Annotated in this window: 9 protein-coding genes; all 9 read left to right on the forward strand. The window is 47.8% G+C overall.

Annotated features, from left to right (window positions below; genetic code table 11):
- Positions 1 to 118 precede the first annotated feature (118 nt).
- Positions 119 to 4,138: a two-component regulator propeller domain-containing protein gene (locus ACMA1I_RS21675; protein WP_337070581.1), complete on the forward strand. Its 4,020-nt coding sequence runs from the start codon at positions 119 to 121 to the stop codon at positions 4,136 to 4,138.
- 676 nt (positions 4,139 to 4,814) lie between these two features.
- On the forward strand, positions 4,815 to 7,973 hold the full coding sequence (locus ACMA1I_RS21680; RefSeq protein WP_337070582.1) for a glycoside hydrolase family 2 TIM barrel-domain containing protein: 3,159 nt from the start codon (positions 4,815 to 4,817) through the stop codon (positions 7,971 to 7,973).
- Positions 7,974 to 8,189: 216 nt separating this feature from the next.
- Positions 8,190 to 9,545: a BNR repeat-containing protein gene (locus ACMA1I_RS21685; protein ID WP_337070583.1), complete on the forward strand. Its 1,356-nt coding sequence runs from the start codon at positions 8,190 to 8,192 to the stop codon at positions 9,543 to 9,545.
- Between the two features lie 279 nt (positions 9,546 to 9,824).
- Entirely contained in the window at positions 9,825 to 11,378 is a 1,554-nt protein-coding gene (locus ACMA1I_RS21690) for a glycoside hydrolase family 88 protein (protein ID WP_414703964.1), read from the forward strand.
- A 314-nt stretch (positions 11,379 to 11,692) separates the two neighbouring features.
- Positions 11,693 to 13,891, forward strand: a complete 2,199-nt coding sequence (locus ACMA1I_RS21695) for a family 43 glycosylhydrolase (protein WP_337070586.1) — start codon at positions 11,693 to 11,695, stop codon at positions 13,889 to 13,891.
- Positions 13,892 to 13,943: 52 nt separating this feature from the next.
- Positions 13,944 to 15,212 carry a DUF2264 domain-containing protein gene (locus ACMA1I_RS21700; RefSeq protein WP_337070587.1) on the forward strand — a complete coding sequence of 423 codons (1,269 nt, stop codon included), beginning with the start codon at positions 13,944 to 13,946 and terminating at the stop codon, positions 15,210 to 15,212.
- A 153-nt stretch (positions 15,213 to 15,365) separates the two neighbouring features.
- A complete protein-coding gene (locus ACMA1I_RS21705) occupies positions 15,366 to 16,244 on the forward strand; it encodes a glycoside hydrolase family 16 protein (protein ID WP_337070588.1) in 879 nt (292 codons plus the stop codon).
- A gap of 18 nt (positions 16,245 to 16,262) precedes the next feature.
- Entirely contained in the window at positions 16,263 to 17,477 is a 1,215-nt protein-coding gene (locus ACMA1I_RS21710; RefSeq protein ID WP_337070589.1) for a DUF4861 domain-containing protein, read from the forward strand.
- Between the two features lie 431 nt (positions 17,478 to 17,908).
- A partial coding sequence (locus tag ACMA1I_RS21715; RefSeq protein WP_337070590.1) for a galactokinase occupies positions 17,909 to 18,570 on the forward strand: 662 nt, incomplete at its 3' end.

Below are 18,570 nucleotides of genomic sequence, written 5' to 3' on the forward strand. Positions count from 1 at the left end.
TATCTGCTTGTGTGTTATGAGATAGTCGCTGCTTTTTCATTTTTTTGTTTTCATGCGAGTACATTTTTTATTATTGTTCTTTCTCCTGGTATTTGTTTCAAAAGGTTTTTCACAGGCCATGCAATACGTAGGTATAGAGCATGGCTTATCGAACAACTGGGTTAATACCATTTACAAAGATAAGTATGGTTTTATCTGGATGGGCACAGACGATGGCCTGAACCAATACGATGGTTATGGTTTTAAGGTGTTCCGTAAGCAGTTAAACGACTCTACCTCCATTGTGCATAACCAGGTAAGCAGAATAGCCGAAGATAGTGAGGGCATCTTTTGGGTAGGTACAAGGAGAGGGGCCTGCACCTTCGATAATTTTAGCTCTACCTTTAAGTCTGCCTACTACCTGCCACGCCAGGAGCAGCTAAAAAAGAAAATAACCTCCGATATACTAGACATTAACAGCAGCAAGCAGGGTACAGTGCTTTTGTCTTCCATAGGATTAGGCTTGTTGCTTTACGATCGGCAGACTGATGTGTTTAGGCAGGTTCCGCTAAAGACACCGTCAGGCTTAAAATTCCCAACCACAACCTCTGCCATAGCATCCGATGAACAGGGCAATACCTGGGTGATGGTAGAGGGGCAAGGGCTGTGTTCCTTTAACGCAGAAAGCAGGCAATTAACCTTGTTAACTGACAAGATTAAAAATGCCAACATTATAAAGATAGATGCAGAGCGGCAGCTCTGGCTGGGAACGAACAACGGATTGTATAAGTATAATACCACCTCCCACAGCTATCAGTTTTATGGGCAAGCCCCAGGTCGGCTATCGGCGAAGCGCGTGCTGGACCTGAATTTCGAAAGCCCGGAAAGGTTATGGATTGCCACCGATGGCGGCGGTATTAATATGCTGCACCTCCCCACCGACCAGGTAACCTATATGCAGGCTGATCCTCAGAAAAAAGTACTGACAAGCAATGCTGTTTCCTCGCTTTACAGAGATGGAGAAGGAATGTTTTGGATTGGAACACTCAGAGGCGGCATAAACATCCTGGATAAGCAAAAAAACAAATTCCGGACCATTGCGCATAGCTTCTACAATGCCAATAGCCTGGTGCACGACTTTGTTTTCTCGTTTGCCGAAGAAAAAGATGGTACCATCTGGATAGGCACTGATGGCGGAGGAATTTCTGTATGGGACAGAGACAAGAACACCTTCCGCAACTTTGTGCACCAGGCAAACGACCCTGCTTCGTTGAGTGCCAATAACATTACGTCTATTCTCCTCGATCATGAAAACAATATATGGGCTTCGACTTATGGAGGTGGTATAAATAAATACAACCGTGCTACCAGAACATTTAGGCGCTACACCTGCGGAAACGATAATTTGGTCTGGAAGCTCTTTCAGGATAGCCAGCATACGCTGTGGGCAGGCACCTTGCAGAATGGAGCCTTATATCGCTATAACCCGGCATCAGACCGGTTCGAAGTTTATGATAAAACCTTAACAGATGTGCTTACCATTGCCGAAGATCGCGAAGGCACGCTCTGGTTAGGCACTTATAACCAGCTTATTAAAGTCGATAAAGCCAGAAAAGCTCATAAAGCTTATAGCATACACTACCCTGTGCGCGACATCTTGGAAGACCGAAACGGTGGCTTCTGGATAGGCACACAAGGTCGCGGATTGCTGCAGTTCGATCGGGTGAACAAGCACTTTTTGGGCTTTGATGAGTCACAGGGCTTGGCCAATAACACCGTGCTGAACCTGGAAGAAGACAAAAACGGCAATTTCTGGATCAGTACTTACCATGGCGTAACATGGTATAACCCGAACACAAAGAAGTATAAGAACTTTTATGAATCGGATGGACTGCAAAGCAACCAGTTTAACTACAATGCATCGCTCCACCTAAGCACCGGGGAGCTGCTGTTAGGCGGCATCAAAGGGTTTAATATCTTTCATCCGGATAGCATTAAATCACATCACACCTTCCCTAATCTTGTTACCACCAGCATCAGGGTACTTAACCAACCCATTTCTGCTACCCAAGATGCTGAACTAAAAGGAACCAGCCTGTATTACATGGAGCACATTCAGCTGCCCTACGATAAGGCCTATATCTCTGTTGATTTTGTGGCACTTGAGTTCAGGGCACCAGATAAAATTTCGTATGCCTACATGCTGGAAGGTTGGGACAAAACCTGGAATTATATAGATAACCTGCACACAGCAAATTACTCCAATCTGCGAGAAGGCAATTATACGTTAAGAATAAAAGCCAGCAACGCAGAAGGTGTCTGGAACGAGAAGGAGCGTGTTATTACCCTTACGGTGCTGCCGCCCTGGTACAGAAGCTGGTGGGCGTACACGCTCTATGCTTCTGTTGTTGCCGGATTCTTGTATGCATACAGCAGGTACAAGGCAAAGCAAACGCAATTAAAATACGAACTCGACATTGCCCGCATTAAAGCCGAAAAGGAGACAGAACTGAACGAAAAGAAACTGTCTTTTTTTACCAATGTATCGCATGAGTTCCGCACGCCTCTAACGCTTATTATAAGCCCGTTAAAAGAACTGGCTGATAATAAGCGCGACCATATCGGGTATCAGGACCTGGCCGTGGTATACCGGAATGCTCGCCGCTTGCTGGGGCTGGTAGACCAGCTGTTGCTTTTCCGGAAAGCCGACAGCGAAGAAAACTGCCTTCATGTTGCCAGGTTGTCGATGTACACTGTTTGTGAGGAAGTGTATTTAAGTTTTATACACCAGGCTAAAACCAAAAACATAAAGTACAGCTTTAGTTGCGAAAATAAGGCTGTTGAAATCTTTGGCGATCGCGAAAAAATAGAAATTCTGCTGTTTAACCTGGTATCTAATGCCTTTAAGTTTACGCCTGCTGGCGGCGAAATTGAGCTGCGGCTCGTGGAGCTGGGCAAGAAGGTTGAAATAACCGTGCAAGATAGCGGTTGTGGCATTCCGCCCGAAACAGGTGAGAAGTTGTTCAGCAAGTTTCATCAGGTATACGGTACCGGCAAGGCAACAACAGGTGGCTTTGGTATAGGCTTGTATCTGGTTAAAAAGTTTGTAGAGAGCCACCAGGGCGAAATAACTTATTCAAGCGAACCAGGCAAAGGAACAAAATTCTGTGTATGGCTTCCCACTGTGCCCGATCAGGTGCCTGCCGACGTTGTGGGAGCAGAGCCCTCTGCCAGCTCCGCTTTACTGGAAGAACTGAAGGTAGCGGCGCAGCCCGAAGAGGAGCAGGTGCTTGTAGAGGAGGTCCGGCAGGAACCAGCACTGGAAAACCTGATTTCTGGAAAACATTCTATGTTGCTTATAGAAGATAACACTGAAATAAGGCAGTATATCCGACAGATCTTCAGTTCTGCTTTTACCGTGTATGAAGCTGAAAACGGAGAAGCAGGATTAGCGCTGGCGCAGGAGTACCTCCCTGATATCATCATTAGCGATATTATGATGGAGGTGATGGATGGTCTGGAACTGTGTAGGAAGATCAAGGACAATGCTTCACTGAATCATATTCCCATCATTCTGCTCACGGCCAGTTCCTCGTCAGATTTCAGGCTGAAAGGAATAGAAGGTGGAGCGGTAGATTACATAACCAAGCCTTTTGAAAAAAGCTTGCTTATAGCCCGTGTGGAGAGCGTGCTCAAAAGCCGCGACAACCTGCAGCGTTTCTTCTACAACAAAGTAACTCTTAAACCGACCAGGCATAAAATATCGTCAGAGTACAGCGAGTTTTTCGATGCCTGTGTGGAGACTATTGAGAGGCACATAGATAATTCGGATTTTAACGTGAAAATGTTTGCCCGGGAAATGGGCATGAGCCACTCTAACCTCTATAAGCGGGTCAAAGATATTTCAGGCCGGTCTGTGAACGATTTTATCCGGTTTATTCGCCTGCGCAAGGTGGCAAAGGTGCTGATAGACACAGATTGTAAAGTAAACGAAGCGGCGTTTCAGGCGGGGTTCAACGACATTAAATATTTTCGGGAGCAGTTTTACAAGCTCTTTGGCATGAACCCGTCTGAGTACATAAAAAAATACAGGAAGCCTTTTCATAAAAATTATACCCTGAACGAGCAGGTGCTGAAAGATGAGGCAAATGCAATGTAGTATAGCTGGAGCCAGGGAGTGAGTTCTCCACCAAAAAACAACATTTTCTCTTTATAAAATAGGAAGTCGACGTTACTTACCGACTGGCTTTTTTGTATTCCAGGTAGAGCATTTATCTAATTGCTGCAACTTGTAAAATGGTTTTTGTAAAACAAAATTTGCTGCTGAATAAACCCAGATCAATGCATCGTTTGGCTAAAACAGGCTCTGAAATTTGATAGCAGGCAAGCTTATCCACCTATATTGTTAAGTACAAAGCAAGAGTTTTCTGAAAACTCTAAAAGCAGGAAGTTTGAGGCAAAAAGGCCAGTAAAAGGCCATAAATGTTAAATTGCCCCCCATAAACAAAGGTTTCTCCCCCCTACGAATTAGCAGAATTAGCTGAATTTTGACAAAAGTTTATTCCCGGGGAAAGTATGCACTAATAACGAATGTAAGTTTTGTGAGCAGGTTCGTTAACGCCTCTGGAGTAAGAAGAAAAACAAGCGTAGTCAACACTGCAAAATAAAACAAAACCATACTGTAGCATATTTGCCATTTCGGTGCTTTAGAAGCAAGGCAGTAATTATTCTAATGAAATTGTCCTTCCGGAGCCATTTTCAGGCAAGAAGGTATTTGGCTCTGAAGGTCTTTAATTAATTTAGTTTTACATCAACACTTATAATAGTAGCGTTTTATGGTCAAACGTAATTTATTCTTCCTATGCTGCCTCTTCTTTTCGCAGGTGCTGGCAGCACAGCAGTCTGGCAACGAGTGGGAAAACCCCAGGGTATATGAGCGGAACAAAGAAAAACCGCATGTGCATTTTATGCTATACAGCAATGCCGAAGACGCCCGCAAAAATGATTTCAGCCAGTCGCCACTTCACCAGTCGCTGAACGGGAACTGGAAATTTTCTATCGTGAAAACGGTGGCGGAGCGGCCTAAAGATTTCTTCAAGCCCGGTTTCGACGACAGCAAATGGACGACCATTAAGGTACCGGCAAACTGGGAAATTGAAGGACACGACATTCCAATTTACACCAACGTTAAATACCCTTTCCCGGCTAAGCCACCTTACATAGATCAGACCTATAACCCGGTGGGCACTTACCGCCGCAGTTTTACGGTGCCTGCTGCCTGGAACGGTCAGGAAATCATGCTGAATTTTGGTTCTATTTCAGGATATGCCCTGGTATATGTGAATGGCAAGGAAGTTGGCATGACAAAGGCTGCTAAAACACCTGCCGAATTTAATGTCACTAAGTTCCTGAAGCCAGGCGAAAACCAACTGGCCGTGCAGGTAATTCGCTGGCACGATGGCAGCTACCTCGAAGACCAGGATTTCTGGCGTTTGAGTGGTATAGAGCGTGATGTATACTTGCAGGCGCTGCCGAAACTTACCCTCTGGGATTATTTTATAAAAGCCGACCTCGACAACAGCTACAAGAACGGTGTGTTCAGCACAAAAGTTGAACTGCGCAAGTTCGAAGGCAAGGCGTCCGACAAAGCCACGGTAAGTGTAGAACTCTTTGATAAAAACAACGCCAAAGTGTTTTCGCAGGAGAAAAGTCTTACCGCCAAAGGCAACGCTAACCTGAAACTGGATTTTAACGGCACCTTAGATAATGTGCTGCCCTGGAGCGCGGAGCACCCTAACCTCTACGACTGTATAATTACTTTAAAAGATGCTACTGGCAAAACCGTAGGAGTAACCGGCCATAAAGTTGGTTTTAGAAAAGTGGAGCTGAAGAACGCCCAGATGCTGGTAAACGGAGTGCCTGTGCTGATGAAGGGGGTAAACCGCCACGAGCACGACGATGTAACCGGGCACGTTCCTAACAGGGCTTCTATGTTGAAAGACATTGAACTCATGAAGCTGAACAACATCAACGCTGTGCGCACCAGCCATTACCCTAACGACCCGCTCTGGTACAAGCTATGTGATGAGTATGGCCTGTATTTAGTAGACGAGGCGAACATAGAAACACACGGCATGGGTGCTGAGTGGCAAGGTAAATTCGACAAAAGCAAACACCCTGCGTACCTGCCGGAGTGGGCTCCTGCGCACACAGACCGTATCGTGCGTATGCTGGAGCGCGACAAGAACCACGCTTCTATTATTATGTGGAGCATGGGCAATGAGTGTGGCAACGGCCCTGTTTTTTACGATGCCTATAAGTGGATTAAAAACCGCGACAACTCTCGCCTGGTTATGTTTGAGCAGGCAGGGGAGAACGAAAATACCGACATAGTTGGCCCCATGTATCCGGGTATCGACAGCATGATAAAGTATGCCAAAGCAACAGACAAATATCGCCCGTATATTATGTGCGAATATGCACACGCCATGGGCAACAGCGTAGGCAACTTTCAGGAGTACTGGGACATCATTAACAGCAGCAAGCACATGCAAGGTGGCTTTATCTGGGATTGGGTAGACCAGGGGCTGAAAACCAAAGACAAAAACGGCAATGTTTTCTGGGCATACGGAGGCGACCTCGGTGGCGATAAATTGTACCACGACGAGAACTTTAATGCCAATGGGGTAGTGTCGGCAAACCGCACGCCGCACCCTGGGTTGCATGAGGTTAAAAAAGTATACTCCAATATCCAGATCAGTTCAAAAGATCCGCTGAAAGGTGTAATTACTGTAGAGAATCAGTTCGGCTTTACCAACCTCAACCAGTACAGCTTTAAGTGGCAACTGATCAAGAATGGCGCTTTACAGAAAGAGGGCGATTTTGCTGTAGAACTTGCTCAGCAGCAACAGAAGGAGGTAACACTGCCGTTGCCAGCTCTTAGCGCGCAAAACGGCGAAGAGTATTTCCTGAACGTGTTTGCTTACACAAAGTCAAAGAGTGCGTTTGTGCCGGCAGGCCACGAAGTAGCGCGCCACCAGTTTAGCCTCAGCAACAACGCCTATTTTACTAAAGCAGGCGATGCAGCTGGTAAACTTAAAATCAAAACCAAAGGCAACACCCTAAGCTTTACAGCAGGAGAGGTAGCCGGAGAGTTCGACTTGAAAACAGGTCAGTTAGTTTCTTTCGGGCAAAACGGCCAGAAAGCTATTGTCAAATTTCCGGAGCCTTATTTCTGGCGTGCCCCTACTGATAACGACTTTGGCAATCATATGCCTGAAAAGCTCAGCGTATGGCGCGAGGCTCACAAAAACATGAAGCTGGTAAACGTGCAGGCAGGCAAGAAGCAGGCGCAAGGGCAACCTATAAAAGTAACGTATGAACTAACAGACCAGAAAATACCGTACACCATAGATTACCTGATCCGGAACGATGGAGCCGTGCAGGTAACTGCTGCTATTGATATGACCGGGAAAGACATGCCGGAACTGCCACGGTTCGGTATGCGCCTGGAGTTGCCAAAAGAGTATGATAACCTACAGTATTATGGCCGCGGCCCTTGGGAGAACTACTCCGATCGTAATTCTGCATCGCTTGTAGGGCTTTACAGCGACAAGGTGGAGAACCAGTTTCATGAGCTGTACATCAGGCCGCAGGAGAGTGGCAATAAAACCGATGTGCGTTGGGTAGAGCTTACCAACGGTTCCGGAAGCGGTATTTCCGTTGAAGGCTTGCAACCACTCAACTTCACGGCCATTAACTACACAGCCGAAGAGATAGACCCAGGTACTAAAAAGCAGAACAGGCACCCTGTGGATCTGAAAAAGCACGATAACGTTAGCTTGCACATAGACCTGAAGCAACGTGGTCTGGGTGGCGATGATAGCTGGGGTCGTTTGCCGCACGATCCTTACAGGCTCCTCGACAAGCAATACAGCTACAGCTACGTTCTTAAACCAATAACCAAAGCCACTTCCAAACTGTCCCAGAAGTAAGAGTAATGGCTGCTAAATTCACTCCGTTGTTGACTTCTTGGTCAGCAACGGAGTGAATGTTTATGATAAAAAAAGCCTTCCGGAGGATATTTAAGCATAGAAGGGCGTAGAGTTGAAGAAAGATTAGTAATTTATCAGAACAAACGTTAGGTTGTAAGTGCAATTAAAACGAGCCAGCAACCAGTATGCAAACTGCTGTAGTACACGAGCATCTTCATGAGAAATAAAAAAAAGAGCTTACACTTATTAAGTGCTGCTATAGGAGCCTTGCTTTTAGGCATGGCATCCTGTCAATCGTTCCGTTCCGGCGACGGCTCACAGGCTGCTGCCCCCACTACTACAGAGGTAGCCGATGGCTGGGCAAACAACTCTGTTAATGCCGTGGTGTTCCGAAAAAATTCGCTTGTGACGCACCAAGGCTCCCAGTACACTGCTTGGTATGATGCCGACCGCCATGTGGTGCTGGCCAAACGAAAAAGCGGCGCACAGCAGTGGGATATACAAAAAACTGACTTTACAGGAAATGCAGCCGATGCACACAACTCTATCAGCATAATGGTAGATGGCGATGGTTATCTGCACCTCTCCTGGGACCACCACAACAACAAACTGAACTATGCCCGCAGCGTGAGCCCCGGCTCCCTGCAAATGACAAGCAAAATGCCCATGACAGGCCAAAGCGAAGGCACTGTGTCTTACCCCGAGTTCTACCGGCTGCAAAACGGCAACCTAATGTTCTTTTACCGCGATGGCGGTTCCGGGCGCGGGAACATGGTCATTAACGCCTACGACACTAAAACGCAGCAATGGACCCAACTACACGCTAACCTGATCAGTGGCGAAGGCAAGCGCAATGCCTACTGGCAGGCTTATATCGACAGGCAAGGCACCATCCATGTGTCGTGGGTGTGGCGCGAAAGCCCTGATATAGCCAGTAACCATGACCTGAGCTATGCCCGCTCTACGGATGGGGGCAAAACTTGGGAAAAATCTACCGGTGAAAAATACGCCATTCCAATCATAGAAGCGACAGGTGAAAGAGTCAGGGCCATACCACAGAACAGCGAGCTTATAAACCAGACATCTATGGGAGCCGACGAAAACGGCAACCCGTTTATAGCCACTTACTGGCGCGAAGCAGACTCTGATATTCCGCAGTACCACCTGGTGTACCACAACGGCACCGCTTGGCAATCCTTGCCGCTCGATTTCCGGAAAACACCTTTCAGCCTTAGTGGCGTTGGCACCAAACGCATTCCAATTGCAAGGCCGCAGGTGCTGGTGAAAAATGCCGGCGACAAAACTGCCGTGCTCATGCTTTTCCGCGATGAGGAGCGTGGCAACAAAGCTTCGGCTGTGGTGATAGGGAAACTAGCCGATGCCAAATGGACCATAATGGACCTTACGCAGGAGTCGCTGGGGTCTTGGGAGCCTACCTACGACACCGAGTTGTGGAAAGATAAAGGCGTGCTGAATCTGTTTGTGCAAAAAGTGGAGCAGGTCGATGGCGAAGGCCGCGCCGATGTGCCACCCCAGCCTATTCAGGTGGTAGAATGGAAACCTGCTTTCTAGATGCTAAAACTTAGATACTAAAGTTTAGATAAAAGACTTTCTTTGGTTATGAGTTAATCTATTAATCTCTTCTCATGCAACTGAAATTTCTAAATTAATTATTGAGCCATTAAACCAATAGCACATTAACTCTGATTATTCAAATGAAAATCGCCTTCCAGAGGCTTTTTGCAGCCTTGGAGACATAGGGTAATATGGAGTGCCTCTCTGCCGGAAGTTATTAAGAAAACCATCCGGAGGTGAAAAATGACGATAAACCTGCATAGCAATAAAATGAACATGAAGAAAAATCTGATTTCCTGTTTTGCCACCTTCGTGATGTGGTGCGGAGTTTTTGCAAATGCTGCCACTGCTCAGTCAGCACCTTCCATTCCTGGTTCAACAGCAGAAGTGGAGGCCGTTATTAAAAAAGCCAACCATTACTGGCAGTCAGAGAACCCGAACCACGGCCGTTCCTTCTGGGACAATGCCGCCTACCACACCGGCAACATGGAAGCTTATAAAGTAACTGGCATAGAAGATTATAAGAACTATTCCGAAGCTTGGGCAGAACACAATCAATGGAAAGGTGCCAAATCAGACGATAAAGCAAACTGGAAGTATTCGTACGGGGAATCGGATGAATATGTGCTGTTTGGCGATTACCAGATTGCCTTCCAGACTTACATCGACTTGTATAACCTGGACGAGGTAAAAGATCCGAAAAAGATTGCCCGCGCCCGCGAGGTAATGGAATACCAGATGAGCACCCCCAACAACGACTATTGGTGGTGGGCTGATGGGCTTTACATGGTAATGCCCGTGATGACAAAACTCTACCGAGTTACCGGTAACAAGCAGTACCTCGAGAAACTGCACGAGTACCTGAGCTATGCCAACTCCATTATGTATGATGAAGAAGAAAAGCTCTATTACCGCGATGCTAAATACGTGTACCCAAAGCACAAAAGCGCAAACGGTAAAAAAGACTTCTGGGCACGCGGCGACGGGTGGGTATTTGCTGGCCTTGCCAAAGTGCTGCAGGACCTGCCAACAGATGATCCGCACCGCCACGAGTACATCGAAAAATACAAAGGCATGGCGCAGGCCATTAAAAATTCGCAGCAGCCCGAAGGCTANGGGTGGGTATTTGCTGGCCTTGCCAAAGTGCTGCAGGACCTGCCAACAGATGATCCGCACCGCCACGAGTACATCGAAAAATACAAAGGCATGGCGCAGGCCATTAAAAATTCGCAGCAGCCCGAAGGCTACTGGACCCGCAGCATGCTCGACCCGCAGCACGCGCCCGGCCCTGAGTCTAGCGGCACCTCTTTCTTTACCTATGGCTTGCTGTGGGGCATCAACAACGGGTTTTTGAGCAGAGAAGAATACCTGCCAGCGGCCCTAAAAGGCTACCAGTTCCTTACACAAGTAGCGCTGCAAGACAATGGCAGAGTTGGCTACGTGCAGCCCATCGGCGAGAGAGCTATTCCGGGGCAGGTAGTAGATGCCAACTCAACGGCAAACTTTGGAGTTGGCGCCTTTTTACTGGCCACTTCCGAAATGCATCGTCTGGTAGAAAAGGAGCAGGCAAGCGCAAACGAAAGCGAACTAGCCCAAAGCATTGCGGTGTATCCGAATGTTGCCAATGGCGAGGTAAGGGTGCAACTGCCTGCCGGCCTCACTAGCAAAAGTGTGGTAATAAAAGACGAAGCCGGAAAGCAGGTAGCCAAGGCGAAAGGCAAGTTCACGGGCGAAAAAGTGCTGAAGGTGGAAGAACTGAAAAAAGCAGCTTACTCCTTGGAGTTAAAGACGAACAAAGGCACCACCACAAAAACGATGCTGGTGCATTAGGGCACCGTCGTGAGGCCTAAAGCATACAAATCAGTCATTTAAAGCTTGCCTTGCTGGTGCTTAATAGTTCTTTCGGCAAGTTCAGAATAGCTGAAGAAACTGTCTGGCATAATCCTGTAAAGTTTACCTTGATGCTGCAAATTAGGCTTCTATGGTATGGGAGAAGGCGCCTTAGCCATAGCATGCTTAAGTGGCAAAGGGTTAAGCGTAATTATTCAAATAAAAATGCCCTTCCGGAGGGTTCTGGCGATGTTAAGGCCTTAGGCTACCTCAGGAATTTAGAGACGTTAACACAACTAATGCAAACTATTTACATGAAAAAAGTAAACTTATTCGCTTCTGCGGCACTTTGTGTTGTGCTAGCCGCCTGTTCGCAGCGTGTTGGTACAGCCACTACTCAAAAAGCTGAGAGCACTGTGTCAGAAGCAGCTAAGCAGAATTACAGTGCCTACCTCTTTACGTATTTTACCGGCAATAATAAGAGCGAAGAAGCCATTCGGTTTGCCATCAGCACCGATGGCTATAACTACCGGGCCCTAAACGACAACAAACCCGTTATCAACTCTGCCGACATCAGCTCGACTGGTGGCGTGCGCGACCCGCATATATTGCGTGGAGCCGACGGAAAAACATTTTACATGGTCGTAACCGACATGGTATCGGCTAACGGCTGGACCTCCAACAGGGCTATGGTACTGCTCAAGTCAACCGACCTCCTCAACTGGACCTCCAGTATCGTGAACATCCAGGAAAGATTTCCGGGTAACGAAGACCTGCTGCGGGTGTGGGCACCGCAAACCATTTATGATCCGGCGGTAGGCAAGTACATGCTTTACTGGTCTATGAAGCATGGCGATGCTGCGGACATCATTTACTACGCCTATGCCAACGCCGATTTTACTGATCTGGAGACAGAGCCGAAGCAGCTTTTCTATAATCCGGCTGGTGGTGCCAGCATAGACGGCGACATTATTTTTAAAGACGGACTTTACCACCTGTTCTTCAAAACCGAAGATGCTGGTTCGGGCCTCAAAGTCGCCGTTTCCGATAAACTGACAGAAGGCTATGTACTCCGAGATAAATTTGTGCAGCAAACCAAAGACCCGGTAGAAGGTTCGGGTGTGTTTAAGCTCAACAACGGCGAAGGCTACATTCTGATGTACGATGTGTATACCAAAGGAAAATACCAGTTCACCAAAACGCAGGACCTGGAAAATTTTGAGGTAATAGATCAGGCCATCTCCATGAACTTTCATCCGCGCCATGGCACTGTGTTGCCTATTACAGCCGCAGAAGCAGAAGCTTTAGTGCAGAAATGGGGTTCCGCAGACGATGCCCTGCAGATGCCGCAGGCAAAAGGCATTAAAAAAATAAACGTTGCCTACGATTCGGCCGCCAAAGCCCTGAATCTGCCTGTAAAATCAGGTACTAATCTAGCTGCTTTTGATCCGGAATTTACCGCCTTGCCTGGTGTGAGCATTTCTCCTAAAGGTGCGCAGAATTTTGCGGCCGGACCTGTAACCTATACCGTGCAGCTGAAAGGGAGAGAGCCGCAGACATACACCGTAACTGCAAAGCAAGCTAATAACGCGGTGCTGGATGGCTACTACGCCGACCCGGACATTATTTATGCTGAAAAAACCGGAAAATTCTACATCTACCCCACCAGCGATGGCTTTACAGGCTGGTCCGGCAATTATTTTAAAACCTTCTCTTCCGATAACTTGGTCGATTGGAAAGACGAAGGCGTTATACTGGATTTGCCAAAAGATGTGAGCTGGGCCGACAGAAATGCCTGGGCGCCCTGCATTATCGAGAAAAAAGTAAACGGTGCCTATAAGTACTTCTACTATTTCACGGCAGCTCAGAAAATAGGAGTGGCAGTAGCCGACCACCCGACAGGCCCGTTTGTAGACTCCGGCAAACCTCTGCTCGATAAATTTCCGGAGGGTGTTACGCGCGGCCAGCAAATAGACCCGGATGTGTTCACTGATCCTAAAACAGGCAAAAGCTATCTGTACTGGGGCAATGGATACATGGCTGGAGCCGAGCTAAACGACGATATGGTATCGCTTAAGCCAGGCACCACCAAAGTGATGACCCCAGTTAAATCGTACAACGAGGGCACACACGTATTCTTCCGAAATGGCAAGTACTACTTTATGTGGTCGGAGAACGATACCCGCGACGAAAATTACCAGGTGCGCTACGGAACAGCCACTTCTCCTCTTGGTAAAATTACGCTGCCGCAGAACAACCTGGTGATTGTAAAAGACAAAGAAGCAGGTATCTATGGCACCGGCCACCACTCCGTTATACAAATACCAGGCAAAGACGAGTGGTATATTGTATACCACCGGTTCAACTACCCCAAAGGCATTACCATGGGAGAATCAGCAGGCTATAACCGCGAGGTTTGCATCGATAAAATGGAGTTTAATCCCGATGGCAGCATTAAGCAGGCTACGCCCACGCATGCCGGCATTAAACCGGTTAGCTTAAATAACCAGTAGGCCAAAGCAGGCAAATCTGTAACCAACTTCTTCCAATTCTTGAACAGAAAAAATGACAAACCGGAAAGTCTCTGCCGCTCCAAAACAAAGTATGTTTCTTTTGCTGTTTTTTATCCTGCTCTGCCTGAGCAGCACAGGGTATGGACAAAGGAAAAAGAACACACCTGCAACAAACGACCGGCAACTCTGGCTCAACCACCTCGATAAAGTAGCCAGACCCGTGCTGGCTAACCTGGCAGAAGACAAGCTGAAGGAAACGATGCCGGTGGTGCTATCTGACAGAATCGACAACAAAGCCTCGCGTACCAAGGTGGCGTACCTCGAAGCTTTTGGACGGATAATGAGTGGCATCGGGCCCTGGCTAAACCTGGAAGGCGGATCTGCAGATGAAGTAACTTTGCGCAACCAGTACCGGCAGTGGGCATTAAAAGCCGTTGCCAATTCGGTAAACCCGGCCGCCAAAGATTATATGCAATGGGAGGGAGGGCAGCCACTCGTAGATGCCTCGTTTCTGGCGTTAGGCCTCGTGCGCTGCGCTTGGTTATGGGACAACCTGGAGCCAAAAGTGCAGGAGCAGGTAATTACAGCCTTTAGAACCACGCGCGGTACCGTACCGGTTTATTCTAACTGGATTCTGTTTTCGGGTATGATCGAAGCTTTTTTCTGCAAATACGGAGTAGAGTACGATGCCGTGCGGGTAGAGTACGGGGTGCGGGAGTTTTCGCAGCATTGGTACGTGGGCGATGGCATGTACTCTGATGGCATGCAGTTCGCCCTCGATTACTACAACAGCTATGTTATTCAGCCTTACCTGGCCTCTATTTTAGAAGTTGTAAACAGCAAAAACAAACGGTACCAATCTTATGCGCCTACCTTTGATAAAATTACCAAACGCTACGCCGAAATCCAGGAAAGACTCATAAATGCCGATGGTTCTTTTCCGGTATTGGGCCGCTCCATTGCCTACAGAGCAGGGGCCTTTCATCACCTATCTGATATGGCCCTGCGCCAGCAACTGCCGGAGAGTTTAAATCCCGAGCAGGTAAGAGGCGCTTTAACGGCTGTAATCCGGAAAACGCTGGAAGCACCTGGCACTTATACCAAAGATGGCTGGCTGAATATTGGCCTCTACGGGCAGCAACCGGACCTGGCAGAGTTTTATATTACTACCGGCAGCCTCTATCTCTGTGCCACGGCCTTTCTGCCACTTGGTTTACCCGAAACCGATGCTTTCTGGTCGAAACCCGCTGCCCCCTGGACAGCGGCTAAAGTTTGGAACGGTCAAGGTGCCCCTGCCGACCATGCACTGGAAATACGATGATAGACCATGGTGGCTCTTAAGTTAAAAACAGCTCTGGAAGGCCATTTTCATTTAAATAATTTAAATGATTTAATAGCTAAATGGTTGATTTAGGAATTTTAACTGCTTGAATAAGCGAATGAAAAGTCAACTCTCAACTAAACTAAAAGCCTTGTGTGTAGAGCTCTGAAAAGAAAGAATAGCTGGATTGTTTTGCTGCTAACCGTATATGTAATGGCCTGCAGCAGAACATACATTTCTGATTCTAAAGGCAATGTTCTGGATGGTTATACACTGGTTTGGAACGATGAGTTTGAGCAGGAGGGGAAGCCGGATAGCTCGTTATGGTCTTACGAACACGGCCTGGTACGCAACAACGAACTGCAGTGGTACCAACCAGAGAATGTAAACATCCGCGATGGACTGCTGGTAATTGAGGGAAAGCGGGAGAAAAAAGAAAATGAGTTTTACGACAGCAGCAGTTCCGACTGGCGGAAAAACACCCCCTACGCCCACTACACCTCCGCCAGCATTAACACCCGTAACAAAAAAGCTTTCCGGTATGGCATAGTAGAAGTAAGAGCGAGAATAGATACAACCATGGGCATGTGGCCCGCCATCTGGACATTAGGCGAAGCAAAAGGCTGGCCAGCCAACGGCGAAATCGATATAATGGAGTTTTACCGGGTGCAGAACCAGCCGACCATTCTGGCCAATGCCGCCTGGGCACATCCGCAACAACGGGCTGCCTGGGACGAACAAAAGGTGCCGCTCTCTCATTTTCTGGAAAAAGATGCCCGCTGGCCGGAGAAGTTTCATGTCTGGAAAATGGACTGGACAGAGAATTACATCCGGCTTTACCTGGATGATGAGCTGCTGAATGAAGTGGACCTTAGCCAAACCCAGAACCCCGATGGCTTTAATCCCTTTCATCAGCCCCACTACATCCTGCTCAACCTGGCCATCGGTTCTAACGGCGGAGACCCTGCCGCAAGTGATTTTCCGAGAGAATACGAAGTAGATTATGTGAGGGTATATCAGAAAATTAAGTAACAGAGAAATTAGCTATACATGTATTCAAAAAAAGTAAGTTGGGCGACAGTCTGGGGAGCCATGTTCTTTTTCTCCGCTTCCTTAAGCTCCTGTCAGCAAAATCTCCTCAGCCAAGAATTTACTGTTTCTAATAAGCTGGCCGTGGCGCGGAAATCAGAAACAGTAAGTATTCCGCTAAATAAGGTGAGCAAGCTGGCGCAGAAATATGGTGCAGAAAACCTGCTGGTAAAGAACACCGGCACAGATGTGGTACTGGTAAGCCAGGCGCTGGATAACAACGGCGATGGAACCATAGATGAAATTCTGTTTCAGACCGACATGCAGCCTAACGGCAGGAAAACCTTTACCATTGTAGCGGTAGAAAATGCAGCTGCCCAGCGCCCTGAAAGTAAGATAAGCACCTACTCCCGTTTTGTACCCGAGCGCACCGACGATTATACCTGGGAGAACGATCGGGTGGCATTCCGAACTTATGGGCCCGTAGCGCAACAGCTAGTGGAGCGCAACGAGCCAAACGGCACCTTAACCAGCGGCATAGATGCCTGGCTGAAGCGTGTGGATTACCCGATCATTAACAAGTGGTACCAAAACAACAGCGAACGGCCGGGCGCATATCACGAAGATACCGGCGAAGGATATGATCCTTATCATGTTGGTCCGAGCCGTGGAGTAGGTGGCATTGGTGTATGGGAAGACGGAAAGCTGTACGTGTCTAAAAACTTTGTCTCTTACAAAACGATTGCCGAAGGTCCCATTCGCACGGTGTTCGAGCTAACCTATGCGCCCTGGCAGGCAAATGGCCGCACTATTACCGAAACCAAGCGCATTAGCCTCGACCTGGGGAGTAACCTGAGCCGTTTTGAAGTAAACTTAAAAAGTGACCAACCGCTGCCAAACGCCACAGTAGGCCTTACACTACACGATAAAAAGGGAGAAGTAAACGCCAACAAAGAACAAGGATGGTTTCGTTATTGGGAACCCATGGATGACTCTGAACTAGGTGTGGGCATAGTAGTCGCTCCGGCTATAGTGCAGGAATATAAAGACCACCGGGTGCCGGAAAAAGACCAAAGCCATGTGTATGTGCTGACTACTCCAGAGAAAGACCAAATAATATACTACGCTGGTTTTGGCTGGAAAAAGAGTGGACAATTTAACTCCGCAGCAGACTGGGATGCTTATCTGGCTGATTTCGGTAAATGCCTGGCATCGCCACTGGAAGTAGCGTTTTAATTGCTCACCTTGCATACGGCTGCTTTACTTGCAGCTGTTTAAATATTGTTGCCTTGGTCTCCTGAATTTAATATGAAATACAGAAGACCAGGGCAATATTGTTTAAGGAAATTATGCACCGTTAGCTGATTCCCCCCTTTGTTTTGTGGTTTATCCCCCCCTGTAACTTCCGCTGTCTTTCTAGTTTTGAATATGTTTGTTGGCAATAGGCAAATGAATTGAATTTCATTATAACGCACATTAGTTAGCAAAAGTCGATCCTGCTTATTGTAGAGCAGGCTATGCTGGAAGTGCTAATGCAGGTGTCTGTAGGCGAAAGATCCATTTATCAGTCAAAACCCACTTGTATTTAAAAAGGCCGCTTCGTTACCTGAAAATTGGCTGCAACAATAGCATAAAGAACTTCTGCAATCAGTACAAACTTCAACTGCATGCTACACGATATCATCTTAAAATTTAAGGAGCTTTTTGAAAAGGAACCGGTGGTTGTTCGCTCTCCTGGCCGTGTTAACCTGATAGGCGAACACACCGATTACAACGAGGGTTTTGTGCTTCCGGCTGCCATAGATAAGGAAATTTACTTTGCCATTGCACCTAACAGGCTTAACGCTTGCCGTGTGCACTCATTCGACCTGAACGAGAGCGATACTTTTTCTTTGTATCAGGTACACCCAGCAGAACTTATGTGGTCTAACTACCTGCGTGGGGTGGTGGCACAGTTCCAGAAGGCCGGCCACGAGATCAAAGGCTTTGACCTGGTGTTTGGCGGCAACATTCCGATAGGGGCAGGCTTGTCTTCTTCGGCGGCGGTAGAGTGCGGTCTGGCCTTTGCCCTGAACCAGATGTACCAGCTAGGGGTGGAGAAGTTCGACCTCGTGAAGATGGCGCAGAAGGCCGAGCACGAGTACGCGGGGGTGATGTGCGGCATCATGGACCAGTTCGCCAGCATGTTCGGCAAGCGCGGGCATGTGGTCAAGCTCGACTGCCGCTCCCTGGCCTACGAGTACTACCCCTCCGACCTCGACGACTACCGCATCGTGCTGCTCGACACCCAGGTCAAGCACTCGCTGGCCTCCTCGGAGTACAACACCCG

The sequence above is a fragment of the Pontibacter sp. 13R65 genome (genome assembly GCF_047525655.1).
In the GTDB taxonomy this organism is placed as follows: domain Bacteria; phylum Bacteroidota; class Bacteroidia; order Cytophagales; family Hymenobacteraceae; genus Pontibacter.

Excerpts from the sequence above, each read along its gene's own strand:
- ACMA1I_RS21675 (WP_337070581.1), top strand. The coding sequence starts at position 119 with ATGCAATACGTAGGTATAGAGCATGGCTTATCGAACAACTGGGTTAAT.
- ACMA1I_RS21695 (WP_337070586.1), top strand. The coding sequence starts at position 11,693 with ATGAAAAAAGTAAACTTATTCGCTTCTGCGGCACTTTGTGTTGTGCTA.
- ACMA1I_RS21700 (WP_337070587.1), top strand. The coding sequence starts at position 13,944 with ATGACAAACCGGAAAGTCTCTGCCGCTCCAAAACAAAGTATGTTTCTT.
- ACMA1I_RS21680 (WP_337070582.1), top strand. The coding sequence starts at position 4,815 with ATGGTCAAACGTAATTTATTCTTCCTATGCTGCCTCTTCTTTTCGCAG.
- ACMA1I_RS21685 (WP_337070583.1), top strand. The coding sequence starts at position 8,190 with ATGAGAAATAAAAAAAAGAGCTTACACTTATTAAGTGCTGCTATAGGA.
- ACMA1I_RS21710 (WP_337070589.1), top strand. The coding sequence starts at position 16,263 with ATGTATTCAAAAAAAGTAAGTTGGGCGACAGTCTGGGGAGCCATGTTC.